Genomic DNA, 26,763 nt, shown 5'->3' on the forward strand with positions numbered 1-26,763 from the left:
TTACTCTGCAAGCATGTCCAAAATGCTGCGCCTGCCTTGGGGTGCAAGAACCACGCCGTGACTCTCTGCCACGCAGGAGGCGTATTCGGCAGACTCTTTGGCCAGGGCAGCATGCACCTCAGCCAGACGGTCATGTGGGATGTTCGGGTAAAGGTGGTGGACCGCGTGGTAGTCATTGCCATAGCCCAGCAGCGCCCAGCGTGTGAAGATGTCCACATGCATGATGCGTGTGTTGTCCAGGTCTCCCGTCCCGGCATTGGCATGCTGATAGACCTCTCTCAGCAGCATCAGGTACGGAAAAACATAGATCAACGGACAAATCCAGAGCACCACAAAACCAGCGACCACCTGACCGCCGAACCGCTGGCTCAGCCCGCTCAGGACCAGCAGGCCAAACGCATTGAAGACGAGCTTGAGCAGTGCGCCCCGCTTCATCGCCCCTCCATCCCCCTTTGTCTCGCCGCAGAATGCCGCTGCTGGAATCCAGGCCCACACCAGCACCGCCACCAGAAACATAAAGCCAATCAAAGGCAAGCTGGGGATTCCGGCCCAGGCGAAAGACACTAGCACCAGAGATGAAAGGATGAACCACAGCCGCCCGAGGAAAGGAATCCGGCACCTCCTTGAATCCACGCCGTCGGCCTTGCTTCGTGTTCCTGCAGTCAATGTCAGAAACAAATCCTTCAGATTTCTCAGCACAAAAGGAGGCCAGAAAAACATGAGGTAGAAACACCATGCAAATTTTTTCTTGCCCATAGGGAACCTGCCATAGACCCACTTCATCTTGCCCCCGAACAGATTCGGATCCTGTTCATGATCATTCGGGTGCAGATGGTGCCCCAGATGCCTCTGGCGGTAGAGCCTGATGTCAGAAAACAGCGGATAAAAAATCAGCAGGTTTGCCAGCAGATCATTCCATTTCCGGCTGGACAGCAGCAATCCATGGGAAGCCTCATGCCCCATCAGGGCAATACGGTGCTGCAAAACACCCACAAAAAAAACCACCAGCATCACCGCAGGCACATCCCAGGCCCAGTGCACTCCCAGGTCGCTGCGTGAAGTATAAAACCACACTGCGCATCCACATCCCAGCAGCAGGCAGCCATAGTCTGCCAGCAGCCAGCCAAAATTTCGCCAGGACCGCAGTTTAGACCATTCTCGAAGTCGCTGGTGATTTAAAAGTTTCACATAGGTGAAGGTTCAGAAAGAAAGTGCAGAATCAAGCCTCAATCAAGGAATCATCCCACCACGATTGTCTTCTTTTTTCCATTCTTGATACTTGGAATGCGAAATGCGACACACACCCCGGCATGAACGAGATCACCAAGCGCAAAAATTTCATCACCGTCACGGACGAGCTGATTTCTTATCTCGACCAGTTCGGCCGCTGCTACTCGCTTCCCACTCACTATGATGAACTGCGCAATTTCTCCGAAAGCTACCCGCTTTTCGACAAAGAGGGCAATGCCACATATTGGAGCAGCGTTCTCTACCCGCGCGAACTTCAGCAGGAGCTCTACCCGAAGCTGACCAGCATCTACTCCCTGCTCCGCACTGGGGACTTTCACGCCGTCCCGCATCTCTACGTTGAACGCGTGGACTACTGTGAATTTGGCAACTCCCGCCCCTTCAGGGTCCGCGTGGTCAATCAGTACAATGACAACTACGACCATTTTTATGTAAAAACAGCTGACGCGTCCCGCGTCTATGGGCTGGAACTTGAGCACTTGCTCTCCCCGAACCGCATCAACTATCTGATGCATCGCGGAGGCACCCTCGTTGAGGAGCATATAGCCGGCGTTCCCGGAGACGCCTTCATTCGCGACTATCTCGGCCGGCCTGACTTCAATGGCGTCCGTCTGGCCAAGGAATTTGTCAAATTCAGCGAGCGCTGCTTCATCCGCCTTCTCGGAGACATGCGCAGCTACAACTACGTCGTGGACATGACCCCGGATTTCGAAGAGGTCCAGTATCGGGTCCGCGCTATTGACTTTGACCAGCAGAGCTATGAAGGCCGCAAAAGCCTTTACCTCCCGCAGTTTTTCAAGGAGAACAACCCTGTCGTCCAGCTTTGCTCATCCTGCTTGAACTTCCCCACCATGAAGCAGTACCAGGAGGAGGAGCGCAGCCTCATCTCCCGCCGCTACCTCTCTGAGCACCAACGCATCACCTCCCTGCTGCACTGCATGAAAAACAACGCAGTCGAGCCCTTTGAAAAAGTCGTCCAGTTACGCTCCGAGCTCGGCCAGTACCACAGCTCTCATGCCTTCGACACCTGCAAGTCCATGGGAGAAATCGTGGAGCGAAATCTGGACCTTATGCTGGGCCGTCACTTGGAATAAAGCGAGATCGTGCTTGCCGTGGGCGCTGTCCTGATTTCTTCTGACCGTTCCATGGCTTTCAAACTTGTCATCATCACAGGCGCCCAGACAGGCGTCGAACGCGCTGCACTGGAGTGGGCGTTGAAACACGAATGCCCCCACGGCGGCTGGTGCCCCAAAGGCCTTTTCGGTTCTGAAGAACCGCTGGACCCCCGCTACAAGCTCAAGGAAGGCGAGACAGAAAACGTGCTGGAGGCTGTTACTTCAAATGTACGAGACGCGGAAGCCACACTTGTCTTCACCCTGAATCCCAAAGCTGCAGGCACCGCACAGAAGGCCGTCAGCTCTGCCAAAAAACAGAAAAAACCTGTCCTCCACGTGCACCGCGGCATCCTCGGTGTTTCAGAAAAAATCGTCGCTTTCATGGACAAGCACTATATCCGCCGCATGCACATCACCGGCTCTACAGACGCCGATGAGCCAGGTGTGAGCGACTGGGCCACCGGAGAGCTCGAAAAAGCCAAGGCCATTTTGGAACGCCGCCCGGAATAGACTCACTCTGACGACTGCTCTCACAGCTTTCGGTAGCCCCAAATACACCTTAACGTCTGTTCAGATCTCCTATTCCGCAGTTCATGCTGACTCTTGCCACTTCCACGGCTCATGTCGTCCTGCCCCCAGCGGGGCTGCTCGCACCTTTTGCCATTCTTCTTCTCTGCATCGCCCTGATGCCTCTGTTCGCAGCGCATTTTTGGGAGCATCACTACCCCAAGGTCGCCGTTGGACTTGGACTGGTCACCGCAGCTTACTACGCCTTCGTCCAGCACGACTGGCATCCTCTGCACCATGCAGCTCATGAATATGTCAGTTTTATGGCCTTGGTGGGATCACTGTTTGTCATCTCCGGAGGCATTAACATTCGCGTCAAGGGTGAAGCCACCCCCATGGTCAACACTCTCTACCTCCTCATCGGAGCCGTTTTGGCCAATTTCATCGGCACCACTGGGGCCTCGATGCTTCTGATCCGTCCGTGGATCAAGATGAACAAATTCCGCATCACCCATTTTCACATTGTTTTCTTCATCTTCATTGTCAGCAACGTCGGCGGTTGCCTCACCCCCATCGGAGACCCGCCGCTCTTTCTCGGCTTCCTGCGTGGCGTTTCCTTCTTCTGGGTGCTCCAGCACTGCTGGCAGGCTTGGGCGCTGGCCGTCACCCTGCTTCTTGTTGTCTTTTTCATTTTCGACACGCGAAACTTCAGCCGCATTCCCAAGGATGTTCGTGACATGGAAACAGCGCAGGAGGACTGGTTCTTCCGTGGACTGCTGAACATCCTGTGGCTTGGAGTGGTGCTGGCTGCCGTCTTCCTGCCCAAAAGTGTTCAGGAAACCACCCTGCTCGGCGTTTTCTCCATCCCCGCCCTGCTCATGTTTGCGGCAGCCGTGGCGTCATACTTCACCACCAAGCCCGAAGTCCACGAGGCAAACGATTTCAATTTCGGACCGGTCAAAGAAGTCGGGTTTCTGTTCATTGGCATCTTTCTGACCATGATCCCAGCCCTGCAAATTCTGCAAAGCGGGCAGGCTGTGGATATCAGCAGCCCCATGGAGTATTACTTCTCCACGGGTGCGCTCTCCGCCTTTCTGGACAACGCCCCCACCTACCTCTCCTTCCTTGCCGCAGCCATGGGCCAGGAGCATCTTTCTGTCGATTCCCATGCAGATGTCGTAAAATTCGCCGCCAGCCACGCTCCGCACCTCATCGCCATCTCTCTGGGGGCCGTCTTTTTCGGGGCGGGCAGTTACATCGGCAACGGTCCCAACTTCATGGTGAAGTCCATCGCCGACAAATCCAAGGTCCATTCCCCATCCTTCCTGGCCTACATGTTCCGCTTCTCCATTCCTATTCTGCTCCCCATTCTCACCGTCGTGGGCTGGGTCATGGTAAAGTAAGCCTGGTCTCCCAGCCAGCCCGCTCTCTGAGCGTGATGTTTAACATCACTCCTCGCTCAAATAAATGGTCGCCCCACGCGGTGGCCTCCGGGTCCACTTGAACCATGAAGGCTTTGACGCATCTACGACAGCACGGCGCACAGTTGTTTTAGGCTGGCCTTTCAAAGGCTCTTTAGACTTTTTTTTGACGTCACGCTTGGTCTCCGGGCTTGCCACATCCGTGATCTTGTCCACACCGATTGGGATTTCTGACTCCGTCGCTGCCAGAGCGCTTTCACCCATGATTTCGACCGGCGTCCCCGTTGGCGTCTCCTTGAAAAAAATGGCAGCCATCTTGGTGGGCAGGCGGATGCAGCCATGAGAGGCAGGATACCCGGGCAGATACCCCTCATGCATGCCAATGCCCCCCACGATGCGCATGAAGTAGCGCATATTCGCCCCCAAATACTTCGTTCCCGGAGGTGCAGGATCCGTGCGGGTGTCCACATCTCCCTGCACTAAATTGCCCTCTTTATCCACGTAGGATCCAAAGAGCGAGGAGCGGTGGTCGATGTCCTTGTCCAAAATCCTGTAAGAGCCCGTCACCGTGCCATGACTCTCACGTCCGGAGGAGATCGGCGATACACCGACAAGCTCCTTTCCCTTGTAATACTGCACACGCTGCGTGCTGAGGTTGATCACTATCCTGGGTTTTCCAACGACCCCATCCCCCTTCCACCACGCGCGGCTGCTGAGTGGGTTTTCTGCCACGGGCTCAGAATTTGAACAGCCAAGACCGGCCATGGACCACCCCAGCAGCAGCAGCCCTCTGCCCCAAAAGATGAATGGATTTTTCGAATTCATTCTAGGAAAACTTGCATTGTGGGCACCATTTTCCAATCAGAATCTGCCCCCCTCATGCATACGTCACAGGTGTGCCGGTGCTGTTGGCCAGCACCTTGAAGCGCTTGGTCAGTTCTTGCGTGAGCTTGCCAGGCGTACCGTCGCCGATTGGGCGGCGGTCATACTTCACGGCCGGGATCACCTCAGCGGCGGTGCCGGTCAGGAAGCACTCGTCGGCGGTGTAGATGTCAAAACGGGTCATCACCGCTTCAGTGCAGGGGCTGCCCATTTCAGCGAGCAGCTCCATCACTGCACGGCGGGTGATGCCGTCAAGCGCACCGGAAGAGACCGGCGGCGTGAAAACCTTGCCGTTCTTCACGATGAAGACGTTGTCCCCTGTGCACTCGGACACAAAGCCCTGGTCGTTGAGCATGATGCCCTCGTCGCACCCGGCCTGCAGACACTCGATCTTGGCCATGATGTTGTTGAGATAGTTCAGGCTCTTGACCTGCGGGCTCAGCGCGGAGGAGTTCGGGCGGCGGGTGCCGCAGGTGATCAGCTCCAGCCCCTTCTCATAACGCTCCGCCGGGTACAACGTGATGCTGCTGGCGATGATGAACACGCTGGCCTTCGGGCACTGGTAAGGGTTCAGCCCCAGGGAGCCGACACCACGTGTGATCACCAGACGGATGTAGCCATCGCGCAGGTTGTTGGCGGCCACCGTGTCGAGCGTGGCTTTTTCCATCTCTTCAAAGGAAAGCGGCACCGTCAGGCAGATGGCCTTGGCACAGTCGTAGAGGCGGTGCAGATGCTCAGTCAGCCGAAAAACACGGCCATTGTAAATGCGAATGCCTTCAAATACGCCATCTCCATAAAGCAGACCGTGGTCGAAGACGGAGATCTTCGCCTCGGATTCAGGAACGAGCTTGCCATCAAGGTATATAAGGAGATTAGCGGACATGGGATATGTAGAATCCACAGGCTGAAGGGTTTTGCAAGCGCAGGCAATGTGCTTGCGCAGGACCGATTCACGCCCATCCTGCGCGCCCGTTCAAACCGCACCCTAAAATACCATGGCCGACATCCAAACCAGCGCTGCAGACAAGAAGGAAAAGGAATTCTTCACCGACGTCCCCCAGGAGGCCCCAGGCTTCTTCCTCAAGGGCTGCCACCAGTATGACTGGGGTCTCAAGAACCGCCTCTCCAAGGTCTTCAACCCCAAGGACGGCCGCACCGTCATGCTCGCCTTTGACCACGGCTACTTCCAGGGCCCCACCACCGGCCTGGAGCGCGTGGACCAGACCATCCTCCCTCTCGCCCCCTACGCTGACTGCCTCATGCTCACCCGTGGCATCCAGCGCTCCGTCATCCCCGCCTCCACCACCAAGGCCATCGCCCTGCGCGCCTCCGGCGGCACCTCGATGATCAGCCCCATGGAAGAGTGGGAAGGCGAGCTCGACGGCAAGAAGATCAAGTTTGGCCGCCCCGGCTTTGAGCCGCTTTCCAACGAAAGCACCGCGCTCAACATCGAGGAAGCCATCCGCCTCAATGCCTCCGTGCTGGCCGTGCAGGTCTTCATCGGCAGCGCGTATGAGCGCCAGTCCCTCAAGAACCTCACCGACCTGGTGGATGCCGCCAGCCGCTACGGCATCGCCGTCATGGGCGTGACCGCCGTGGGCCGTGCGATGGCCCGCACGCCGCAGTACTTCCGCCTGGCCACCCGCATCATGGCGGAGCTCGGCGCGAACATCGTGAAGTGCTACTACACCGAGAAGGAATTCGACACGGTGACGAGCTGCTGCCCGGTGCCGATCGTGATCGCCGGTGGCAAGAAGCTGCCAGAGCTCGACGCGCTGAAGATGTGCGCCAACGCCATCAAGCAGGGAGCGAGCGGTGTGGACATGGGCCGCAACATCTTCCAGAGCGACGCCCCCGTCTCCATGATGCAGGCCGTGCACGGCGTGGTGCACGGCGGTCTGAACGCCAACAAGGCCTTCGAACTCTACAACGACCTCAAGAAAAAGGAGCTGAAGAAGAAGTAAGTCGTCTACATTTCAGATGCCAAACTCCGACTGCCTTCCAAGCAGTCGGAGTTTTTGTTTTCCAGAACCAGGAAAAACGTGCTACAGCCACGGCCCATGAAAAACCCCGTTTCATTCCTGCGCACGGTCGCCCTGCTGGAAGCCGTTTCCTATTTGATCCTGCTCTTCATAGCCATGCCGCTGAAGTACGCCATGGGCATGCCGATGGCGGTCAGGATCGCGGGCGCGGTGCACGGCGGCCTGTTTGTGGTGTTCTGCTTTGCCCTCTACCGCGTGCTGATGCAGACGGGCTGGCCTTTCAAGCGCGCGCTATTTGTTTTCATCGTCTCGCTGCTGCCATTTGTGCCTTTCTTCATCGACCGCCGCATGCGTGAGTGGGCGGCGGAGGACTCCAACCAGACGCAAGCGTGAAAAAGGTCGTCATTCACTCCGACGGCGGCTGCCATGGCAATCCCGGCCCGGGAGGCTGGGCCGCGGTGCTGGTGTATGGCAAGCATGTTCGCGAACTCAAAGGCGGCGTGCCCGCCACCACGAACAACCGCATGGAGCTTCAGGCCGCCATCGAGGCCCTGCGCATTCTCAAGGAACCGTGCGAGATCGACTTCCACACCGACTCCCAGTACGTGCGCCAGGGCATCAGCCAGTGGATCGCGGGCTGGAAGCGCAACGGCTGGCGCACCAGCACCAAGCAGCCGGTGAAAAACGCCGATCTCTGGCGCGCTCTCGACACCGCCACCGCCCGGCATACCATCCGCTGGCACTGGGTCAAAGGCCATGCAGGACATGCCGACAACGAACGCTGCGACACCCTGGCCAACGAAGCGATAGCCGCCGTCAAAGCCGCCCATGCCCCCCACCAACTGCATGTGCTGCTGGAGCAGTTTAAGGCGGAAATGGAAGCTTAGCGGGCCTTGGCCATCCCTCGGGCCTCTGCGCAAACGGCCCGCACATGACCGCGCAGCCAGCGATGTGCCGCATCGGCATCCAACCGTGGGTGCCAGAGTAGCGAAACTGTGAAATCAGGCAGCGACATTGGCAGCGCAAACACATACATGCCGGTGCACAAGCTGGCAGTATGCCGCTCCGGAACGCTCGCGATGAAATCGCTGGCTCGTGCCAAGGCCACCGCAGTGGCAAAGCCGCCGACGATCGAGACGATCTCACGCTCCAGCCCAAGCTGCTTCAGAGCATCATCAACAGGCCCGGAGTCCCGCCCATCCCGCGAAACCAAAATGTGCCGACCAGTCGCAAAACGGGCGGCGCTCATGCGGCCCTGGCACAGCGGATGCCCCTGCCGCACGACACCGACGAGACGATCTCTGAACAAGGCCTGCGTGCGCACTTCCGGCCCCGTCGTTTCGTCCACCACACCAGTCTCCAGATCCACCTCTCCTTCCCTGAGCGGGCGGCTGTCTTTGATGGGCTTTGGCACAAAGCGCAGCTTCACCCCAGGAGCCTCGGCAGTGATGCGTGAGATGAGCTGAGGCCCGAAGTTTTCCACCCAGCCTTCGCTGGTGCGCAACGTGAAAGTACGCACCAGACGCTTGAGATCCAGCTTCTCGGCAGGACGCAATACCGCAGCGGCCTCCTGCACCAGCTGCCTGGCCCGCTGGCGAAGCTCAATCGCCCGAGGTGTGGGAACCAGCCCGCGCCCGGCCCTGACGAGCAGAGGATCCCCGGTCGCATCACGCAGGCGCCCCAGAGCACGGCTCATCGCTGAGGGGCTGAGTCGCAGGCGATGTGCCGCCCGTGCCACGCTGCCCTCGGCAAGCAGGGCATCAAGCGTGAACAGCAGGTTAAGATCGGGATTGGCCATGAATGCACTCAGTATTGCCCGCCTGAGACAGGGCGTCAAACGCACGAACAAAGTGCAAATCATGCGTTTTACGCATTTTTATTCGGGGACTATCGCTCAAGCACCTCCACCCAGGAGCATGCCACCCACATCTTTATGAAGACCTTGATCGATGCTCAAAACCTGCAGACCACCGAAGTTTCGCAGGAGCAGCCCAGCACACGCTGGGCGCTCACCGGACTCTCGCTTTCGATGCTGCTGTCCTCTCTCGGCATCAGCATCGCCAATGTCGCGCTACCATCATTGACCCGAGCTTTTGCAGCCTCATTTCAAGAGGTGCAGTGGGTGGTTCTTGCCTATCTGCTCGTCATCACTGCGTTGATCGTCGGTGTTGGTCGAATGGGAGACGTCGTCGGCCGACGACTGCTGCTGCAAGCAGGCATAGCCATCCATACGCTGGCATCCATCGCCTGCGGAGTCTCCACTATCCTTGGGGTTTTGATCGTGTCACGAGCGATGCAGGGGGTTGGTGCAGCCATCATGATGGCTCTGACGATGGCTTTTGTCGGCAGCATCGTGCCAAAGGAAAAAACTGGAAATGCCATGGGGCTGCTAGGCACCATGTCCGCAGTGGGCACTGCTCTGGGCCCATCGCTCGGGGGGCTTTTGATCGCTGGCTTTGGCTGGCGTGCGATCTTCCTCATCAATCTCCCGCTCGGTGTGCTGGCTTTTTTTCTCTCACGGCATCACCTGCCTGCTGACCGCAAAAATGCCGGGGATAACCGTCCGCGGCTGGACCATGCGGGCACAGCACTGCTGACTTTGACACTCTCGGCTTATGCACTAGCCATGACACTGGGGCGCGATCGATTTGGACCGCTCAATGTCTCGCTGCTGCTCGCTTCTGCCGCAGGTGTAGGTCTGTTTCTGCGCGTTGAGATGAAAGCCGCTTTCCCGCTGGTCCAGCTGTCCCTGTTTCGCGATCACCGGATGAGCGCCAACCTCGCCATGAGCGGACTTGTTTCGACCGTCATCATGACGACGCTGGTGGTCGGACCGTTTTATCTCTCACGCGCACTCGGACTCGATGCCCCGCTGGTAGGCATGACGATGTCCGTCGGACCGCTCGTCGCAGCGCTGACGGGGGTGCCCGCTGGCCGTTTTGTGGACACAATGGGCACAAAGCGCATGACCCTTGCGGGTCTGGTCGGCATGGCGGGTGGCGGCTTCATTTTATCCATGCTGCCAATAACGACAGGCGTGGGCGGCTACATCGCCGGCCTCGTCATCATCACGTCTGGCTATGCCTTGTTTCAAACCTCCAACAACACCGCCGTCATGACTTTGACCGCCCCGGAGCACCGGGGTGTCACCTCCGGCATGCTCAACCTGTCACGCAATCTGGGCCTCATCACCGGCGCGTCTGTCATGGGTGCCGTGTTCAGCCACGCAGCAGGAACAAATCTCATGGCCCCGGCTGCTGCTGCCGACATCGCTGCTGGCATGCGATTCACCTTTGGCATTGCGGCAGGATTGAGCATTGTCTCTCTCGCCATCGCACTGGCAAGCAGCTCACTGAAGAAGAGCCACGAAAATTGACGACAAGACTGGCTCGTTCTTAAATCATCGCGCGAAACTCCGCCTCGGAGAGAATCTTGACGCCGAGCTTGGTGGCTTTATCGAGCTTGCTGCCGGCTTCTTCCCCAGCGAGGAGGTAGGTGGTTTTGCCACTGACACTGCTGCTGACTTTGCCGCCGTTGGCGCGGATGGTGTCGGCGATGGTTTCGCGGTCTTCGCTCAACGTACCAGTGATCACCCAGGTGGTGCCGTTGAGTTTGTCTGACGCCGCTTCGACGGCTTTCTGCGTGAAGTTGAGCCCCGCTGCACGCAGGCGGTCCAGCAGCTTGATGTTATGATCTTCGCGGAACCAGGCATGAATGCTGACGGCCACGATCTCGCCAATGTCAGGGCACTGAACGAGCTCCTCCAGACTGGCTTTGGCGATGGCATCGATGCCGCCAAAGTGCTCGATGAGCTTGCGCGCACCGCCTGCACCCACGTGCAGAATGCCGAGGCCGAAGACGAGGCGCCACGGGTCCTGCTGCTTGCTGGCGGCGATGGCTTTGAGGTAGTTGTCAATGCTCTTGGTGCCGACGCGATCCAGACGCGCCAAGGACAGCTCATCGAGATCATAAAGATCAGCCACATCGGCCACCAGCCGCGAACCATCGGCTTTCTTAAAATCCACCAGTTGCGCGATCACCGCCTCTCCCAGCCCGCTGATGTCCATGGCACCACGGCTGACGAAGTGCTCGATGCGGCGCTTGACCACTTCTGGGCAGTGCGGATTGGGACAGCGGATGACGACCTGCTCCTCGTCCTTGTGCACGGCGGTGCCGCACACGGGACAGTGGGTGGGGGCGGTGACGGAGGTTTCATCGCCGCTACGCAGCTCCTTCTTCACGGAGACGACGGCAGGAATAATTTCGCCGGCTTTTTCAATGATGACGACATCACCCACGCGGATGTCCTTGCGCTCGATCTCCTCGTAGTTATGCAGCGTGGCATTGCTGACGGTGCTGCCGCTGACGAGCACGGGCACCAGCCGCGCCACCGGCGTGAGAGCGCCGGTGCGGCCCACCTGGATGTCGATGGCCAGCAGCTTGGTCTCCGCCTGCTCGGGCTGGTATTTGTAAGCGATGGCCCAACGCGGAGCCTTGCTGGTGACGCCGAGTTCTCGCTGATCGACAAAGCTGTTCACCTTGATCACCGCGCCATCGGTTTCATAGGGCAGGGATTTGCGTTTTTCATCCAGCTCACGAATGGCCTGCAGCAGCCCTTCCGCGCTGTCGGCATGCCAGATGAGGTCCGCCTTGCGCAGCCCGGCGGCATCCAGCAGGGCATAGACTTCCTTCTGAGACTCCACGTCGCTGGCTTCGGCCAGGCCGTAGAAGACGATGTCGAGCGGACGCTTGGCCACGATCTTGGGGTCGAGCAGCTTGAGCGTGCCAGCGGTGGAATTGCGCGGATTGGCAAAGGTGGCCTCACCTGCCTCCTCGCGCTCCTGGTTGAGTTTGGCAAAGCCGGCCTTGGACATGAAGACCTCGCCACGCACCTCAAAGGTCTGCGGCCCATCTTTCGGCAGGCGCAGTGGGAGGCGCTTGATGGTTTTGAGATTGTTCGTCACATCATCGCCCGTCTGGCCGTCTCCACGTGTGGCACCGTATTTGAGCACACCGTTCTCATAGCGCACGGTGATGGCCACGCCGTCCACCTTGGGCTCGATGACACAGTCCACCTTCTCGCGGCCCAGGCCCTTCTGCACGCGCGCAAAGAACGCGCTCAGCTCCTCCTCGGAGTAGGTGTTGTCCAGGCTCATCATGCGCACTGTGTGCGTGATCTGCGTAAAGCCCTCCAGCGGCGCACCACCGACACGCAGCGTGGGAGAGTCCGGCGTCCGCAACTCGGGGAATTTCGCCTCAATGTCCTGCAGCTCCTTGAGCAGCACGTCGAACTGCTGGTCACTGATCTCCGGGCGAGCCTCCACGTAGTAGAGGCGGTTGTGGCGGTGGAGTTCGGCGCTGAGAAAGGCGGCGCGGCTGGCGGCTTCGGCGTGGGTCATGGTTGCCGCTTTGAATAGCTGCAAAGCGGCGCAAGGAAACGGGAAAATCCGTCACTCGTTCTGCGGCACCCACGGCATGTCACGCATGAGATACTTCATGAGGAAGGTAAGGCCTAGCATCAGCGCGGCCTCCACGGCGAGGTAGATCCCAAAGTGCCCGATGTGCCACATCCAGCTGGCCAGCCCGCCGATGATGCCTGCCGCCCCCATGGAGACGACCATCATCAGGCAGCCGGCAGCGGAGTTTTTCACCTCCTCGGAGGGCTTGGAAAGCGGCAGCCACTGCCCCATGAGCCCGGTGATCAGCGAGAAAGCAGGCAGAAACAGCACCGCAGGCAGGCTGAGCGCCAGCGGTTTCCATGAATGCTGCAGCCCGGCCAGCAGAATGGTCTGCAAAATCAGCACGGGAAAGCTGAGCCAGCAGAGCACGGCCTTGCGTGCGCCATGAAAGAGCGGCGTCCAGTGCGGCAGCGGCGTCAGGTAAAAGAAGGCGGAGGCACGCCAGTGCTCGGAGCATCCTAGAAACAGCATGGCCTGCAGCGAGATCATTCCCAGGAAGCAGGTGGCAAAGCCCTGCACCATCATCGTCCCGCCATCGCCACCGCGTCCACCCGAAAAGAGCATCACCAGCGGCATGATAAGCATGGGGGCAATGCCAGGATAGAGGCGCAGCTTGATTTCCCGGTCTCGGAAGAGGTAGGCGGTGGTGAGCTTGAAGGACTCGCGCTCCACCGGATCCCGCAGCCACCAGCGGAGCGGCGGCAGTTTGACGATGGCCGCCAGCCACACGCCGCGCGGCTTGGTGCTCTCCTTGGCGGAGCCGGTGGACTCGTTCAGGTTCATCAGCCCCTGGCCGTAGGCTCCGCCGAGCTTTTCCAGCGCCAGCCAGCTCGTGCCCGCCGTGGCCACCAGGGCAAGCACCGCAGGCAGCACCAGCATGGTGGGCTTGGACGAGGTGCCGCAGATCAGCGCATCCAGAGCCCCGAACCAGACCGGCGGCAGGGCCAGCATCCAGCCTTCAATGTGATCAAATTTTTTGAATGCTTCCAACTGCAGCAGCCGTGGCATGATCTGACCGCCAAAAATCATCACCACGGTGAGCAGCGACTGCAATGTGGTCAGCAGATTGTCCAGTCGCTCACGCCCGAACCATTTGAGGCAGGCATTGTAGACCAGCACAATCACTGCGGCAGAGAACAGCATCAGCAGCGCAGTGGAAAACAAATGAGCGGGAATAAACCGCCATGTACCACCTCGGCTCCACAGCCCCGTCACAAGTCCGGCCAGATTCAGAGCCAGAGCCAGCACGAAGGCAAACCCTGCAAGCACAGCACACTTGGCACGCAGCATCTGCTGCGGCGTCACCGGCCGGTGCAAAAGAATTTCCGCCTCCTCCTTCATGAAAAGCATCGTGCCTGCGCTGGATGCCAGTGTGAGGGAGGCAAACATCAGCGTGAACCCATGCAGCGTGCAGGCAAACACAAAGATGTCCGTGTATCGGGAAACCAGCGCAGGCATGAGCCCCACCAGCGAGTAGATGACAAGGGTCAGCCCCAGGCCCATCTGCCGCCGCGTTTTCTGCACACCCGCCTGCTGTGCAGCACGCCCCCGGAACAGCAGCTTCCAAAACAGGCTGCGGAGCACTTTCGCAGGCGCAGCCTCCTTGTGACGGGGGGTGCCCTGCAGACTTTCGGCAGTGGTGCTCATGACAGCATGTTTCTGGCAAAGGATTCCGCGCGTGCTTCCAGGCCGCTCAGTCCTGTGAGCCGGGTAAAAAGCTGCTCCAGGGTAACAGTCCCATGCTGCTGCTGGAGTTCTTTCGGTGAGCCCTCCACCAGCAGCCTGCCCTGCGCCATGATGGCCACGCTGTCACACACGCGCTCAACCACATCCAGCACATGGGAGCTGTACACGATGGTCTTGCCCTCGCGGGCCAGGGTTTCCAGCAGCGCCTTGAAACCGACGGCCGCATTGGCGTCCAGCCCGTCCAGCGGCTCGTCCAGCAGCACCACTTTGGGATTGTGCAGCAGTGCGGCGGTTATGACGACCTTTCGGCGCATTCCCTTCGAGTAGGCGCCCAGAAGCTTGGAGGTCAGTGTCTGCTCATCCAGCTCAAAAAAATCGAGAAACTGCCGGATGCGCGGCCGGGCTTCATCTTCGTCAATGCCATACAGGGCCCCGATCATCAGGAGAAACTCCAGCCCCGTCAGGGATTCATACACCGCTCCCGAGTCCGGCACAAAACCGAGCAGCCGCTTGGCCTCCATGGGGTGGGTGGCCACGTTCACCCCACAGATCAGAGCCGTTCCCTCGTCAGCCTGCAGCATGCCTGTCACCATCTTGAGTGTGGTCGTCTTCCCCGCCCCGTTCGGTCCCAGCAGCCCCACGATCTTGCCCGGAGGCACCTCCCAGTTCAGGTGATCGACGGCTGTCTGTGTACCGAAACGCTTGGTGAGGCCCTGAATGGAGATCATGCCCCCGATCATTCATGGCTTGCCTGCGCTTGCAAGACAGCAATCAAGCCCCTGCACCAAACGTGAATTTTAATAGATATTAACTAAAAACCTTGCCGCTAAGACTAAATTCAATATAATGAGTGTAATTTCAATAATATGTCGCATTTCCCTTCCCACCTGCCCACACGCTTGCGCTTCGCCGTGGTATTGGTGATTTTGATTCTCGGCATGCGTCAGGCCTCCAAGGCCCAGTCTCCCGCTCCATTGCCGTCGGCTGGCACTTATGTGCCTGTGGGTGAAAGCGCCTCCATCAAGGTCAACTTCCCCAGCGCCCCCATCCAGGCCATCATTCCCTTTTACACCCAGCTCACGGGCAAAAAACTCATCCTCGACTCCGCCCTTCAGGGTGAAATGCTTCGTATCATCTCCCCGCAGATGCTCACGAAGAAGGATGCCATCGCCTTCATCGAAGCCACCCTTCTGCTCAATGGCTACGCTATCATCAATGTTGACGCGACCACCGCAAAGCTGATCAATCAGGCCGGAGGCAAAAGCCCGACCGCCGACGGCTTGAAGGTGTACAATTCCCTGCGCGATCTGCCTCAGAACGAGGAGATTTGCCACTTCGTGCTGCCGCTGCAGTTCGTCTCTGCCGATGAAGCCTCCAAAGCTTTCCAGCAAGTCATCAAGCTGCATGGCTACGGGGCCATGACAGGTGTCTCCAATGACACAGCTCTCATCATCACGGAAAACAGCACCACCATCCGCAGCATCTGCGAGATCGCCCAGATCATCGACGTCCCGCCCACGGAAACCTCCAATGAAATGATCAAGCTTGAGCGCTCCGATGTGGAGCTGGTGTCCGAGATCATCAATGAAATCTTCGAGCAGGAGGAAAAAGCCAAGAGCTCCGCAGCTGCTCCTGCCGCTGCAGCGCCAAATGCGGCCGCCCGGCCAGGAGTTCCCGCCGTGCCCGCCAGCCCTGCAGCCAGCTCGGGCACCACAGCGACCAACCCCGCAGCCGCACGAGTCAAGGTCTTCCCTTACCGCCGGACCAATGAACTCCTCGTCATTGGCCGCCCTGTGGACATCACCTACATCAAGGGCCTCGTCGAAAAACTCGACAAGCAGAGCGATGGCTCCAACTTCCTCAAACGCCGCCTGAAGTACCTCGACGTGCTGGACTTCCTCTCAGTGGCCTACAATGCGCTGGCCAAAGACACCGACATCCAGGGCAACAACGACGGTGCCGTCTCAGGCCCTCCCAGTGGCGGGGGGCTTCGCCGCAAATCCGGCGCCAGCTCAAACACACCCTCCACAGACGCAAACAACCGAGACAGCTCCGGCAGCAACAACTCCGCTTATGGCACAAATGCGGGCCTTGGGGGCAGCTTTGGCGGCACATCCGGCTCCCAGGGCGGCTCCAATGCAAACCGTAGCCTGCTCGACAATCCCGAAGATGTCGGCGCACCTGAGTCCATGGTCGTTGGCAAGACCCTGCTCATCGGAGACCCTCAGTCCAACAGCCTCATCGTCTCGGGTTCACCAGAACACATCGCACGCATTGACCAGTTGCTCGAAGAGATGGATATACGCCCCCAGCAGATCTACATTTCTGCGATCATCGGCCAGCTGAGCTTGGGTAAAAACTTCAATTACGGCGTCGATTTTCTCCAGCTCCTCTCGGACTTCAGCGTCAACCGCAACGGCGTTACCAGCTCCGGCTCTTCCTCGGGCGGCTCCTCAGCCGCATCGACTGCCGCCAATATCGTCCAGTTCCCGGCGAAATTCGGTCAGCTGAACTTCTACGGCCAGATCGGCTCGCTGAGCAATTACATCAAAGTCATCGACAACAACAACAACTTCAAGGTGCTGGCCACCCCGAGCATCTATGCCAAGAACGCCGCCAAATCCGTCATCTCCTCCGGCCAGCGCATCGCCGTTCCGGCCAATATCCTGACCAATGGCGGATTTTCCGCCGGCATCGCCAACACCAGCGTGAGCGTCACCTATCGAGATGTCGTGCTCAAACTGGAGGTCATCCCCCTCATCAACTCCGATGATGAGGTCACACTCCGCATCGCCCAGATCAATGACAACGTCGTCGGTTCACAGACCATCGGCGGCAACACCGTACCCACCATCGGCACCCAGGAGCTGCTCACGGAAGTAGCCGTGAAAAATGGCGCCACGGTCGTCCTCGGCGGACTCATCACGGAGAAAGTCACCAAGGGCAAAAACGGCGTCATCGGGCTCAGGCGCATCCCGATCCTGGGCAATCTCTTCGGCACCACTCAAAACCAGACCACTCGCGAAGAGCTTCTCATTTTCATCCAGCCGCGCATCGTGCGCTCCAACGACCAGCTCGACACCTCGAACAATATCGAGAGCGGCCGCAGCGAGATCTACGACGAGTCCATGCGGTTCGGCTCCCCAGGCCTTGAAAACATCCCGCGTGCTCTCCCTGCGCGATAAGTCCCGCGGCGGCACCGCTCCGCAAAGAGCCTGTCACGTTGGCTCAAGTTGTCTCGAAAAACAAGCTTCCCTGGACGCTCAGACACGAGATCAGCATGCCAGTGCCGAAGCTCACGTTTTCACGCGAGGCTGCATCATTCGCAGCCTCAGCTGACAGAATCTTTTGTCCTGTCAGCTCAGGTCCGAAACATCTCGAAGCTTTCTACTTCTTGATGACTTCAGCACGGTTCTGACTGTAGGAACTGCGTGCGGAAAGATAAGGGTCAACGGCATCTTTAGTGACCGTGTCATACTTGTCGATCTGAGTCGGAATGGAGCGCAGCGTGTTGGACAAAGGCGGGACGATGATCCAGTCATGCTTGGAACGGCTGCCAAACCAGTACAGGTAAGGCCAGTTGACTGGATTGAGGGCATAGTCTCCAGCCAGCCCCACCGTATCCCTCACGCTGCTGGGTCCCAGGAGTGGGAGCACCAGATAGGGACCATTTGGAATGCCCCACTTGGCAAAGGTTTGTGCCGTGTCTTCTTCCGGCAGGTTGGCAAGAGCTGGAATTTTTTCCGCAGGCTGGAAGATGCCAACCACCCCGCCCAGGGTGTTGACGACGAATTTGCCAGTCTCCTGCCCTGCACGTTTGAACTTGCCCTGGAGCGTGCAGTTTACCACGCGCACAGGGTATTTGGCATTTTCAAAAGCGTTGTCGATCCCCTTGCGCACAGGCTTGGGCAGAACCAGTTCATACCCCTTGGCGATCGGTCGGAAAATCAGCGTGTAGAGCTTGTCGTTCACCCAGAAAGTGCCGCGGTTCAGGGGCTCCAAAGGGTCGGCAATGTCTGGCACTGTTGCATACTCGTCATCCTCTTCGCCCTTGGGCGGCCCCACTTTGTCAGCAGCAGCATTTTTTGAGGCTGGCTTGGCCGCATTCTCTGCCGAGGCTTTCACAGCAGCCTTGTTTGCGGGGGAGCTGCATTCAACCAACAGCGGTGAGGCTGCAAGCAGTAACAGACGGAGTGTGAGTGCGTGGTATTTCATTGAGGGCGGGAGACAGACTGCGTAAGAGAGCTTATGACGGCGTTTGCGCCACCTTTTTTAAATTGTGCGTCCAATTGACTGCGGTAGTTGGCGATCAGGCTCACCCCCTCGATCACCACATCAGTGATACGCCAGCCCTGCATCTGCTCCATGCGGTAGATGACGTTGTAGTGACTGCCTTTGTACACCATGTTGGTCGGCACATCGACTCTCTCAGCCGCTGGTGAAGTCGCTGCCTGGTAGGAGATCTCCGGATGCTCTCCCGGGGTGAACTTGCTGCTGTAGCTGCGGATGATCAGCGTTGCAAAAAGCTGGGTGGCCTGCTGCTGCTGCGCTGGGGTGAACTGTCTCCAGCCTGGCCCGACGGCACGCTTGGTCATCGTTTCAAAGCTCACGTACTTCTGCAGCACTGGCCGCAGGCTTTCAGGGAGGGCGTTGCGGTTTCCTGTGCGATCAGCAACTGAAAGCACCTCGGTCACTGCTGTTTTGAGACGGGTCTGGGCCTCCGAGAGCTGGGCGGAGGCCGCCAGCGGTGCAGCGGCAAGAATGAGAGGAAGCAGAATACGTAGGGTCATGGTGCGGGAGGGGGGGCGTCTTTACCTTTTTCAACACTGCCAAAAGCCATCTTGCCAATTAACGACTCAAGATCGACCGAAGACTCAGTCATCGTGATCAGTGAACCGGCGGAAAGGTAGGTATCATCAGCACCGGGCGCAAGTGCCACGTATTTGTCACCGATGAGACCCGTCGTTTTGATGGACGCCATCGTGTCCGTGGGCAGTTTCAACCCCGCCTGAACTCGCAGTGTCACCATGGCGCTGTAGTCCTTGTCATCCACACGGACGCCCTCCACCCGGCCCACCGGCACCCCCGCCAGCAGCACACTGCTGCCAGAATTGAGCCCTCCAGCGTTGGTAAAGCGCGCCTCCAGCATGTAGGTGTCCCCGCCAACCATGGAGCCGGCCCCGAGCTTCACGGTCAGGTAAACAAGGGCGGCGATCCCCAGAAGGACGAAAAGGCCAACAAAAATTTCCAGCTTGGATTGCTTCATGTGTCTTCAGATTGCAGGGCTTCGCCGCGTCTAATAGCAGCAAGTGTACGGCCAAGTGCTTCCGCGCTGTCGCGAAAATCACCCACCACAGGGTCGGCGGAGGCCGAAAACTCAGCAGGCGTGCCTTCAAAGCACATGCGTCCTTTGTCAAGCAGCGCCACGCGGTCGCTCGCGATGAGCGCTTCCGTCAGGTCATGCGTCACCACCAGCGCCGTAAAGCCAAACTGCCTCTGGTATTTGGCGATCATGGAAAAGACAGCGTTCCGGCGCAGGGGATCCAGCCCCGCAGTAGGCTCGTCAAACAGCACCAGTTCGGGCCGGGTGACAATGGCCCGCGCCAGAGCCAGGCGCTTCTGCATCCCGCCTGAAAGCTGGCTGGGATAGCGATCCTGGTGGGTCTCCAGCTCGATCTGCCGAAGCGCATCGAGGCTGCGCTCACGAATTTCTTTGTCTGCCAGGTCCGTCGTCTGCTCCAGCGGCAGCGCTACATTTTCCAGCGCGGTCAGGGAATCGAACAGCGCGTTGCTTTGAAACAGAAAACTGCATCTCCGGCGGAAGTCTGCCCGTGCGCCGTCATTTCCCCTGCCGAGCGGCTTGCCATCAAAGTAGATGCACCCAGCATCTGGCCGGATGACATCCGCCAGGCATTTCAAAAACACTGATTTTCCGGCGCCGCTTCGCCCCAGCACTGTCACCAGCGAACCACGCGTCACCGCCAGGCTCGCCCCGTCCAGCACCATGTTCCCGTCAAAACTCTTGCGCAGGCTCTCGATGTTTAGCAGCAGTTGGTTGGAGTCAGCACCCATGTGATCAGACAAGGAAGGAGGTGATGACATAGTCGGCAGCCAGCACAATGATGCTTGACTGCACCACTGCACGGGTGGTCGAAGCGCTGACAGCGCGTGCTCCTGTGGCTGAGCTGCAACGATGCGCGTTAAAACCATGATAGGCGCACAGAGCTATCGTCAGCAGCCCAAATGTCGCCGCCTTGATCAGGCACTCCCGCACATCCTGGGACTTGACCGCATTCTCGGCAGAGGACCAGTAAACGCCGGGCTCCAAGCCTAGCAGCAGCGATCCCGAGAGGCTCCCCCCCCACAATCCCACCGTGACGAACAAAGCCGTCTGCATCGGATACACCACCAACGCGGCGAGCAGGCGCGGTGTCACCAGGTATGCATGGCTGCTCACCCCCATCGTCTCCAGCGCGGCGATCTGTTCCGTGTTGCGCTGAATGCCCAGCTCCGCAGCCAGAGCTGACCCCGCCTGCCCCACCAGCATGAGGGCCGCCAGGGCAGGCCCCAGTTCGCGGACTAGGCTGAGCGAAACCAGCGTTCCCAGCAGGCTCTCAGACCCAAACCGGTTCAGGACGTAATACCCCTGCAGGCCTAGCACGAGCCCCGTGAACATGCCCACAATCAAAATCACCGGCAGGCAGCGCACACCCTGCTCAAAGCCGGCGCGGACAATCCGCCTCCCGAGCCGCCTCGCTCCCAGCGCTGAGCTGAATGCCTGCCCTGTAAAAAGAGCAAAATCGCCCAGTTCATGGACTATGGAGAGTGAATAACGACCTAAGGTGCGCAACATTCGGTGCGTGGACATTCACCCACGTGCAGGAGTTTCGCAACGTCGCAGCGCGCCCTAGGGCAATAATTCTTCGCAGGCTGTACTCAGAGGTCCCCCACAGGGAGCCATTTGCGCTGCTCCCAGCTCTGCAGGCCAAGCTCGGCCAGCTGCACGCCTTTGGCACCTTCCCTCAGTGTCCAGGGAAACGGCGTGTCCAGCACCACGTGTTTGAGAAACTCTTCCCACTGAATCTTAAACGCATTGTCATACGGGGTCGTATCCGGCACCTCCTGCCAGCCGCTGAAGAAATTGATGGGCTGGTCGATGTCCGGGTTCCATACCGGACGGGGGGTCGTACCGAGGCTCTGCACCCAGCATTTGCGCAGTCCCACGATGGCGCTGCCATGCGTGCCGTCCACCTGCATGGTCAGCAGGTCATCGCGCCGCACGCGCACGGTCCAGGAGCTGTTAAACTGGCAGATCACCCCGTCCTCACACTCAAATGTCGCGTAGCAGGCGTCGTCACTGGTGCAGTCATATGGCTTGCCACGTTCGTCGATTCGCCGGGGCATGTGAGTGGCTCCCAGGCAGCTCACGGCCTTGACCTTGCCAAAGAGATTGTCCACCACGTAGCGCCAGTGGCACAGCATATCCACGATGATGCCACCGCCGTCCTCCTTGCGGTAGTTCCATGAAGGGCGCTGCACCGGCTGGTCAGCATCCTCACCCGTAAACACCCAGTACCCAAATTCACCGCGCACGCTGAGGATGCGGCCGAAGAACCCCTGGTCTCGCAACGTGCGAAACTTGCGAATGCCACTCAGCCAGAGCTTGTCCTGAACCACCCCGTTTTTCACACCGGCATCTTCACACAGCTTCGCCAGGCGCAAAGCCTCGCTCGTCTCCACAGCAGTCGGCTTTTCGCAGTAGATCGCCTTCCCTGCCCTCACCGCCTTTTCCACAAACCCCGCGCGCTGCAAGGTGCCGGACGCATCGAAGAAGATGGCGTCCTCTTTGTTCGCCAGCGCAGCATCCACGTCAGTGGTATAGCGCGTCACCCCGGTGCGCTCAGCCAGCGCTTTCAGCTTGTCATGACTCCGCCCCGTCAAAATCGGGTCGGGCATCAAGGTGAGGTCATCACTCACTTTCAACCCGCCTTGATCACGGATGGCCTTGATCGAGCGGATCAGGTGCTGGTTCGTACCCATGCGTCCCGTGACGCCGTTCATGATGATGCCGATGCGTTTCGTTTCCATTTTTTGCCGAGTTGCTGTTTTGAGGTTTGAAGTTTCTGAGGTGCCACGTCCCGTGGGTCATTTGTCTTCCGGGTAAAGGTCGGCGTAACTGGCGCTGATTTTGTCCAGAAACTCTCGCTGATCTCCGCCCCACCAGCGATTGGAAAAAATCTCCACCTCGCGATGCCCTGTGTATCCCGTCGCATCCACCCAGTCGCTGATTTCCCGGATGTTGATGCAGCCTTCGCCCATGAGGCCACGGTCATTCAGCAGATCTGTCGTCGGAGACATCCAGTCACAGATGTGAAATGCCTGCAGCCGGCCTTTTTGCCCCGCGAGGTCAATCTGCGCCTTGAGCTCTGGATCCCACCAGACGTGGTAAACATCCACCGCGATCCCGACCCCATCCGGAGAGCCCAGCACATCACAGATCTCATGCGCCTGCCTCATCGTGTTCACCGCACTGCGATCATCTGCATACATGGGGTGTAGCGGCTCGATCGCGAGCTTCACTCCCGCCTTCTGCGCCGCTGGCAGCACAGCCGCAATTCCATCGGCTATCTGCTTTCTTGACTCCGCCAGCGGCCGCCCCGGCACGGCACCACAGACCAGCACGATCAGCGGAGCGCCAACCGCATGCGCCTGCTCGACAGCTTTCAGGTTGTCATCGATAGCCGCCTGTCTGCCGGCTGCGCTCACCGCAGGAAAAAAACCTCCCCGGCAAAGGCTTACCACCTCCAGCCCCGCATCCCGCGTCTGACGCGCCACAGCCCCCAGATCACGCCCATCCAGTGCCTGTCGCCAGATGGTGATACCGCTGACACCTCGGCGCGGGAACTCCACCAGACATTCTTCCAAGCTCAGGAGTTTGGTGGTGATCGTGTGGACGCAAAATCGTTGCATGATCCGATACTGAGACTTCTCCGACGATAAGGAAAAGATTTCTTTTCAATCACCACCATCGGAAATCATGATGCCCGGGCTTCGGGTGGGCGGAGCTGCAAAGGAGCTCGATCCGGATTTCGAAGATGCGGAGCAAAGCCGGGCCCGACGAGGAAATGGCGCCCCCGATTTTCATGCAGTTCCGGCAGGGTTCCCCCTTGGAAACGATGCAAGATGGACCAAACTCGACGCGCATCATGGAACTCTACCAACTTGGCTATTTCCTGGAAATTGCCCGCCAGCGCAGTTTCACCCGGGCGGCCGCACGGCTGCACATGGCCCAGCCGGCGCTGAGCCAGCAAATGAAAAACCTCGAGAAGGAACTGGGCACGCCGCTGTTCAACCGAGGCCGCAAAGAAATCCAGCTCACCGCAGCCGGAAAAGCCTTCCACCCGCGCGCGGAGGCCATCCTTCTCCAGGCCGATGCCGCCAAGGCAGCAGTCTCAGACGTGGCACAGCTTCGCGGCGGGAAACTGACCATCGCGGCCATTCCCAGCGTGAGCGCGTGCCTGCTGCCGGCAGTGATCCACCTTTTCAGCAGGCAGCACTCACAGGTGTCTCTGCAATTGATTGAGGACAGCTCCGAGCGCGTTGCCGACTGCGTCGAATCCGGCCTTGCAGACATAGGATTCCTCCAGTTGCCAGCGAGCAAGTCTGCCTTCAGATCACACGCCCTCATCACGGAGCCATTTGTCCTCCTTGCCTGCAAATCGCACATGCTAGCCAGCAAGAAAGCCGTACAGCTGGAGCAGCTGAGCTCCGAATCATTTGTTTTCTACAAAGGCCGAGCCCGCGACACCGCCATGGAGTCCTGCCGCAAGGCAGGCTTTGAGCCCCGTATCGTCTGCGAGAGCGGTGAACTCGGAACAGTGCGCGCCCTAGTCGCCGCCGGCCTCGGTCTTGCCATCGTCCCCCGCCTTGCAGCCGGAGACCTGCCCCCGGACATCGTGAGTGTGAACCTTACCACCCCAAAAATGCAGCGCCAGATCGCCGCTGTTTGGCAGAAAGGCTGTGCCTTGTCACCTGCGGCAGCCTCCTTCTTGCAGCTGACGACCAGCCAGCTATTCCAGCGCCAAAAAACGCGCGGCACTGTTTAGCCTTGCCACGCGCCATGCCATTCACAGCTTCACCTGTCACTGCATCGGCATGCAGGCTTTTGCAGTGACGGGAGCTTCCTGGTCAGGACTTTGCGGCAGCAGGTTCAGCAGTCTGCTGAGAGTTGCCGGCCTTGGACGGCGCATAGTAGTAGCTGGCGTAGTTGTAGTAAGTGTACTCCTTCAGGTTCGAGCTGGAGCGGTTGAGAATGACACCACCGATGTTCACCTGGCGCTCGTAGAGCAGATCCAGCGCCTTGCCTGAGAGACGGGCCATGGTGGAGGACATACGCACCACAAAGAGCACCGAGTCGAGTTTCGGCGCGAAGCTGGCCGTATCATCAGCCACCAGCACCGGGGCGCTGTCGAAGATCACGTAATCGTATTCTTCACCCATCTCACGCAGCATCTCTTCAGCCGTTTTGGACAGCAGCATTTCCGAGGTCTGGTCAAACACATCACCACGGGCCAGCAGGTCCAGGTTTCGCGTGCTGGTCTCCTGCACCGCATCACGCCAGTGCAGCTTGCCTCGAAGAGCTTCGCTCAGGCCGGGAGTGGATGGCAGCTTGAACAGCTCGCTGACGCCGCCACGGCGCAAGTCACAGTCGGCCAGCAGAACTCGCGCTCCCGCCAGCGCCATGGTGACAGCCAGATTGGAAGTGACCGTTGTTTTTCCTTCATTCGGGACCGCACTGGTGATGAGAATCGTCTTTGGAGGCTTGCCCTGCCAGTTTTTGAAGAGAATGGACGAACGGATGTTTCGAAAGGCCTCCGCATAGAGGTGGCGGTCATCATTCGGGCGGAGGAGAGCCACGTCACCACGATTCCTTTGCTCCGGCACCTGCCCGAGGACGGCTTCTCCTGGGAACAGAGTCTGGAACTCGCTGAAGGAGTTCATGCGGTCATCCAACCGGTCAAACAGCAGCAGGATGACGATGCCAAGCCCCATGCCGCCGACGAGACCGACCACGATCGGCATCACCCAGTCTTCCACATTTTCATAGGCCGGAATGGCGCGCTCCTGGATGGCGACAAAATCGGCCTGGGTGTTGAAGACGCTCTGGATGGCCTCGACTTTTTCAAACAGCTTGTCGTAAGTCATTTTGGCCGACTCCGCAGCCTTCTCCAGTTTCTCGTGCTCGGCAATTTTACCGCCCAGATCGAGAGCCTCTTTCTGTTTTTCGAGAATCTGCGCATCCAAAACCTGCACACGTCTCTGGATGTCTGCCATCTGGGTGTGCATTTCCTGCTGGATCTGCTCTGCGTAGGAGGTCAGCAGCGCCTTCTGCGCCGCGAGTTCTTCGGACACATCCTGCACCATCGGGTGCTGCTGCTTGAACTGAATCAGCAGCGAATCCAGTTTCGTCTTCAGTTCTGTGATCTTTGACTTGGTCCGCAGATAATCCTGCTCAGCCATGGTCATGCCGTTGCGTCCAGGAGAAGTTTCAGCCTCCTTGATGGTACCCGATGGCTGCATGCTTTCGCCTCCCTTGCCACCGGCCGCAGATGGCGCTGCACCCGCCGCATTCAGCATGCGTTCACGCGCCTCCATGGCAGCGTTCACATTTGCAATCGCCAGCTTCAAATCCTCCAGCGCAGTGCGCTGAGCCACCCGCTGGGCCTCCAGATTGCCAAGATACTGTGCCGCAAGGTTGTTGCCGTTGGTGATGGTCAGAATGTTGTTGGCAGCTTTGAACTTGGTGAGGCGGTCGAGGCACTCATCCATGATTTTCTGCTTGTTCACCACCTCGGAAAGGAACTGCTGCAGCACCTTGCCCTGCGCCTGCTCACGGATGCTCTGCCGGAACGAGATGAACTCATCAAGCAGGGCGTCCAGGAAAATTTTCGTGTACTTGGGCTCAGAGCCAGTCGCCAGAATGTTAAAGATCGCGGAGCCCTTGGTCTGGGCCACCCGTATTTCGACGTCCGAATCCTTGACGTCAGGGTTTAATGCTCGCACGCGTTCCAAGGCACGACGCTTCATTTCGGCACTCTCAATCGTTTCGATGATGGTGCCGTAAAAGTCCGCCTGCTGTTCACGCCAGGTCAGGTTGTCATTGAAGGCCAGCTGACCGCCAGCCACGAGCTTTGCCAGAGAACGAAACTCCTGCGGACGGCCCGTGATGCGCAGAGCCTGCACACAAACACCGATGCTCGCCGTCAGCAGAAGGAACCACCAGCGGCGGCGCAGCAGGATTTTGTAACGTTGAAATTTGGCTGATGCCTCGTGAATGCGGCTCAGCGTGCTGGACTGCGCTGTGCCTGGGAGGGTGAGGTTTTGTTCCATGATTTCAAAAAATCCAAACTTGTTCTGGGCCTGTCAGGAGCACCGACGATCACTGTCGTTTTTTGGGCCGACA

General features: G+C 58.8%; 24 protein-coding genes. 9 read left to right on the forward strand and 15 right to left on the reverse strand.

Features of this window, described 5'->3' with window-relative positions; all coding sequences use genetic code 11:
- The gene (locus ACZ5WW_RS07555; protein WP_377172051.1) at nt 1-1,188 is read right to left on the reverse strand and encodes a fatty acid desaturase family protein; all 1,188 of its coding nucleotides are present in this window, start codon (nt 1,186-1,188) and stop codon (nt 1-3) included.
- 122 nt (nt 1,189-1,310) lie between these two features.
- Between ACZ5WW_RS07555 and ACZ5WW_RS07560 the strand changes: the two genes are divergently transcribed.
- The 3 genes from ACZ5WW_RS07560 to ACZ5WW_RS07570 all read left to right on the forward strand — a co-directional run bounded on the left by ACZ5WW_RS07560 (nt 1,311) and on the right by ACZ5WW_RS07570 (nt 4,273).
- Nucleotides 1,311-2,342 carry a hypothetical protein gene (locus ACZ5WW_RS07560; protein WP_377172049.1) on the forward strand — a complete coding sequence of 344 codons (1,032 nt, stop codon included), beginning with the start codon at nt 1,311-1,313 and terminating at the stop codon, nt 2,340-2,342.
- A gap of 51 nt (nt 2,343-2,393) precedes the next feature.
- Nucleotides 2,394-2,873 (forward strand): YpsA SLOG family protein, encoded by a 480-nt coding sequence (locus tag ACZ5WW_RS07565; protein ID WP_377172047.1) that lies wholly within the window; start codon nt 2,394-2,396, stop codon nt 2,871-2,873.
- Between the two features lie 83 nt (nt 2,874-2,956).
- A complete protein-coding gene (locus tag ACZ5WW_RS07570; protein ID WP_377172045.1) occupies nt 2,957-4,273 on the forward strand; it encodes a sodium:proton antiporter in 1,317 nt (438 codons plus the stop codon).
- 45 nt (nt 4,274-4,318) lie between these two features.
- Here the strand turns inward: ACZ5WW_RS07570 and ACZ5WW_RS07575 are convergent, their stop codons facing one another.
- Nucleotides 4,319-5,023 carry a L,D-transpeptidase family protein gene (locus ACZ5WW_RS07575; RefSeq protein WP_377172043.1) on the reverse strand — a complete coding sequence of 235 codons (705 nt, stop codon included), beginning with the start codon at nt 5,021-5,023 and terminating at the stop codon, nt 4,319-4,321.
- Nucleotides 5,024-5,168: 145 nt separating this feature from the next.
- Nucleotides 5,169-6,056 (reverse strand): branched-chain-amino-acid transaminase, encoded by an 888-nt coding sequence (gene ilvE / locus ACZ5WW_RS07580; RefSeq protein WP_377172041.1) that lies wholly within the window; start codon nt 6,054-6,056, stop codon nt 5,169-5,171.
- Between the two features lie 112 nt (nt 6,057-6,168).
- On the opposite strand from ilvE, the gene ACZ5WW_RS07585 reads away from it, so the two are divergent.
- The 3 genes from ACZ5WW_RS07585 to rnhA all read left to right on the forward strand — a co-directional run bounded on the left by ACZ5WW_RS07585 (nt 6,169) and on the right by rnhA (nt 8,042).
- On the forward strand, nt 6,169-7,137 hold the full coding sequence (locus ACZ5WW_RS07585) for a 3-hydroxy-5-phosphonooxypentane-2,4-dione thiolase (RefSeq protein WP_464694227.1): 969 nt from the start codon (nt 6,169-6,171) through the stop codon (nt 7,135-7,137).
- A gap of 96 nt (nt 7,138-7,233) precedes the next feature.
- On the forward strand, nt 7,234-7,548 hold the full coding sequence (locus ACZ5WW_RS07590; RefSeq protein ID WP_377165560.1) for a DUF3817 domain-containing protein: 315 nt from the start codon (nt 7,234-7,236) through the stop codon (nt 7,546-7,548).
- Nucleotides 7,545-8,042, forward strand: a complete 498-nt coding sequence (rnhA, locus tag ACZ5WW_RS07595; RefSeq protein ID WP_377165558.1) for a ribonuclease HI — start codon at nt 7,545-7,547, stop codon at nt 8,040-8,042. The genes ACZ5WW_RS07590 and rnhA overlap by 4 nt, the downstream gene beginning before the upstream one ends.
- Here rnhA and ACZ5WW_RS07600 read toward each other — a convergent pair.
- Nucleotides 8,039-8,953, reverse strand: a complete 915-nt coding sequence (locus ACZ5WW_RS07600) for a LysR family transcriptional regulator (RefSeq protein WP_377165556.1) — start codon at nt 8,951-8,953, stop codon at nt 8,039-8,041. The genes rnhA and ACZ5WW_RS07600 overlap by 4 nt on opposite strands.
- A gap of 135 nt (nt 8,954-9,088) precedes the next feature.
- Between ACZ5WW_RS07600 and ACZ5WW_RS07605 the strand changes: the two genes are divergently transcribed.
- Complete coding sequence (locus ACZ5WW_RS07605) at nt 9,089-10,531, forward strand: MFS transporter (RefSeq protein ID WP_377165554.1); 1,443 nt, start codon at nt 9,089-9,091, stop codon at nt 10,529-10,531.
- 19 nt (nt 10,532-10,550) lie between these two features.
- Here ACZ5WW_RS07605 and ligA read toward each other — a convergent pair whose 3' ends face one another.
- From ligA to ACZ5WW_RS07620, 3 genes are read right to left on the reverse strand one after another with little or no spacing between them, the layout of a single operon-like run.
- Nucleotides 10,551-12,554, reverse strand: a complete 2,004-nt coding sequence (gene ligA, locus ACZ5WW_RS07610) for an NAD-dependent DNA ligase LigA (RefSeq protein ID WP_377165552.1) — start codon at nt 12,552-12,554, stop codon at nt 10,551-10,553.
- 51 nt (nt 12,555-12,605) lie between these two features.
- Entirely contained in the window at nt 12,606-14,261 is a 1,656-nt protein-coding gene (locus tag ACZ5WW_RS07615) for a hypothetical protein (RefSeq protein WP_377165550.1), read from the reverse strand.
- Nucleotides 14,258-15,028 carry an ABC transporter ATP-binding protein gene (locus tag ACZ5WW_RS07620; protein ID WP_377165548.1) on the reverse strand — a complete coding sequence of 257 codons (771 nt, stop codon included), beginning with the start codon at nt 15,026-15,028 and terminating at the stop codon, nt 14,258-14,260. The genes ACZ5WW_RS07615 and ACZ5WW_RS07620 overlap by 4 nt, the downstream gene beginning before the upstream one ends.
- A 138-nt stretch (nt 15,029-15,166) precedes the next feature.
- Here ACZ5WW_RS07620 and ACZ5WW_RS07625 point away from each other — a divergent pair, with 138 nt between their 5' ends.
- Complete coding sequence (locus ACZ5WW_RS07625) at nt 15,167-17,485, forward strand: secretin N-terminal domain-containing protein (protein WP_377165546.1); 2,319 nt, start codon at nt 15,167-15,169, stop codon at nt 17,483-17,485.
- 202 nt (nt 17,486-17,687) lie between these two features.
- Here the strand turns inward: ACZ5WW_RS07625 and ACZ5WW_RS07630 are convergent, their stop codons facing one another.
- The 7 genes from ACZ5WW_RS07630 to ACZ5WW_RS07660 all read right to left on the reverse strand — a co-directional run bounded on the left by ACZ5WW_RS07630 (nt 17,688) and on the right by ACZ5WW_RS07660 (nt 23,270).
- Nucleotides 17,688-18,515, reverse strand: coding sequence for an MlaA family lipoprotein (locus ACZ5WW_RS07630; protein WP_377165544.1), 828 nt, complete (start codon nt 18,513-18,515; stop codon nt 17,688-17,690).
- Nucleotides 18,512-19,090 carry a Tgt2/MlaC family protein gene (locus tag ACZ5WW_RS07635; protein WP_377165542.1) on the reverse strand — a complete coding sequence of 193 codons (579 nt, stop codon included), beginning with the start codon at nt 19,088-19,090 and terminating at the stop codon, nt 18,512-18,514. The genes ACZ5WW_RS07630 and ACZ5WW_RS07635 overlap by 4 nt, the downstream gene beginning before the upstream one ends.
- Nucleotides 19,087-19,566, reverse strand: a complete 480-nt coding sequence (gene mlaD / locus ACZ5WW_RS07640) for an outer membrane lipid asymmetry maintenance protein MlaD (protein ID WP_377165540.1) — start codon at nt 19,564-19,566, stop codon at nt 19,087-19,089. The genes ACZ5WW_RS07635 and mlaD overlap by 4 nt, the downstream gene beginning before the upstream one ends.
- Nucleotides 19,563-20,372: an ABC transporter ATP-binding protein gene (locus ACZ5WW_RS07645; protein WP_377165538.1), complete on the reverse strand. Its 810-nt coding sequence runs from the start codon at nt 20,370-20,372 to the stop codon at nt 19,563-19,565. Before ACZ5WW_RS07645 ends, mlaD begins: the two co-directional genes overlap by 4 nt.
- Nucleotides 20,373-20,376: 4 nt before the next feature.
- The gene (locus ACZ5WW_RS07650; RefSeq protein ID WP_464694228.1) at nt 20,377-21,168 is read right to left on the reverse strand and encodes an MlaE family ABC transporter permease; all 792 of its coding nucleotides are present in this window, start codon (nt 21,166-21,168) and stop codon (nt 20,377-20,379) included.
- 68 nt (nt 21,169-21,236) lie between these two features.
- Nucleotides 21,237-22,388, reverse strand: a complete 1,152-nt coding sequence (locus tag ACZ5WW_RS07655; protein WP_377165534.1) for a Gfo/Idh/MocA family protein — start codon at nt 22,386-22,388, stop codon at nt 21,237-21,239.
- 57 nt (nt 22,389-22,445) lie between these two features.
- A complete protein-coding gene (locus ACZ5WW_RS07660; protein ID WP_377165532.1) occupies nt 22,446-23,270 on the reverse strand; it encodes a sugar phosphate isomerase/epimerase family protein in 825 nt (274 codons plus the stop codon).
- Between the two features lie 236 nt (nt 23,271-23,506).
- Here ACZ5WW_RS07660 and ACZ5WW_RS07665 point away from each other — a divergent pair, with 236 nt between their 5' ends.
- Nucleotides 23,507-24,406 (forward strand): LysR family transcriptional regulator, encoded by a 900-nt coding sequence (locus ACZ5WW_RS07665; protein WP_377165530.1) that lies wholly within the window; start codon nt 23,507-23,509, stop codon nt 24,404-24,406.
- Nucleotides 24,407-24,488: 82 nt separating this feature from the next.
- On the opposite strand, the gene ACZ5WW_RS07670 is transcribed toward ACZ5WW_RS07665, so the two are convergent.
- Nucleotides 24,489-26,690: a polysaccharide biosynthesis tyrosine autokinase gene (locus tag ACZ5WW_RS07670; RefSeq protein WP_377165528.1), complete on the reverse strand. Its 2,202-nt coding sequence runs from the start codon at nt 26,688-26,690 to the stop codon at nt 24,489-24,491.
- Nucleotides 26,691-26,763 lie beyond the last annotated feature (73 nt).

The sequence above is a fragment of the Prosthecobacter fluviatilis genome, from assembly GCF_055388355.1.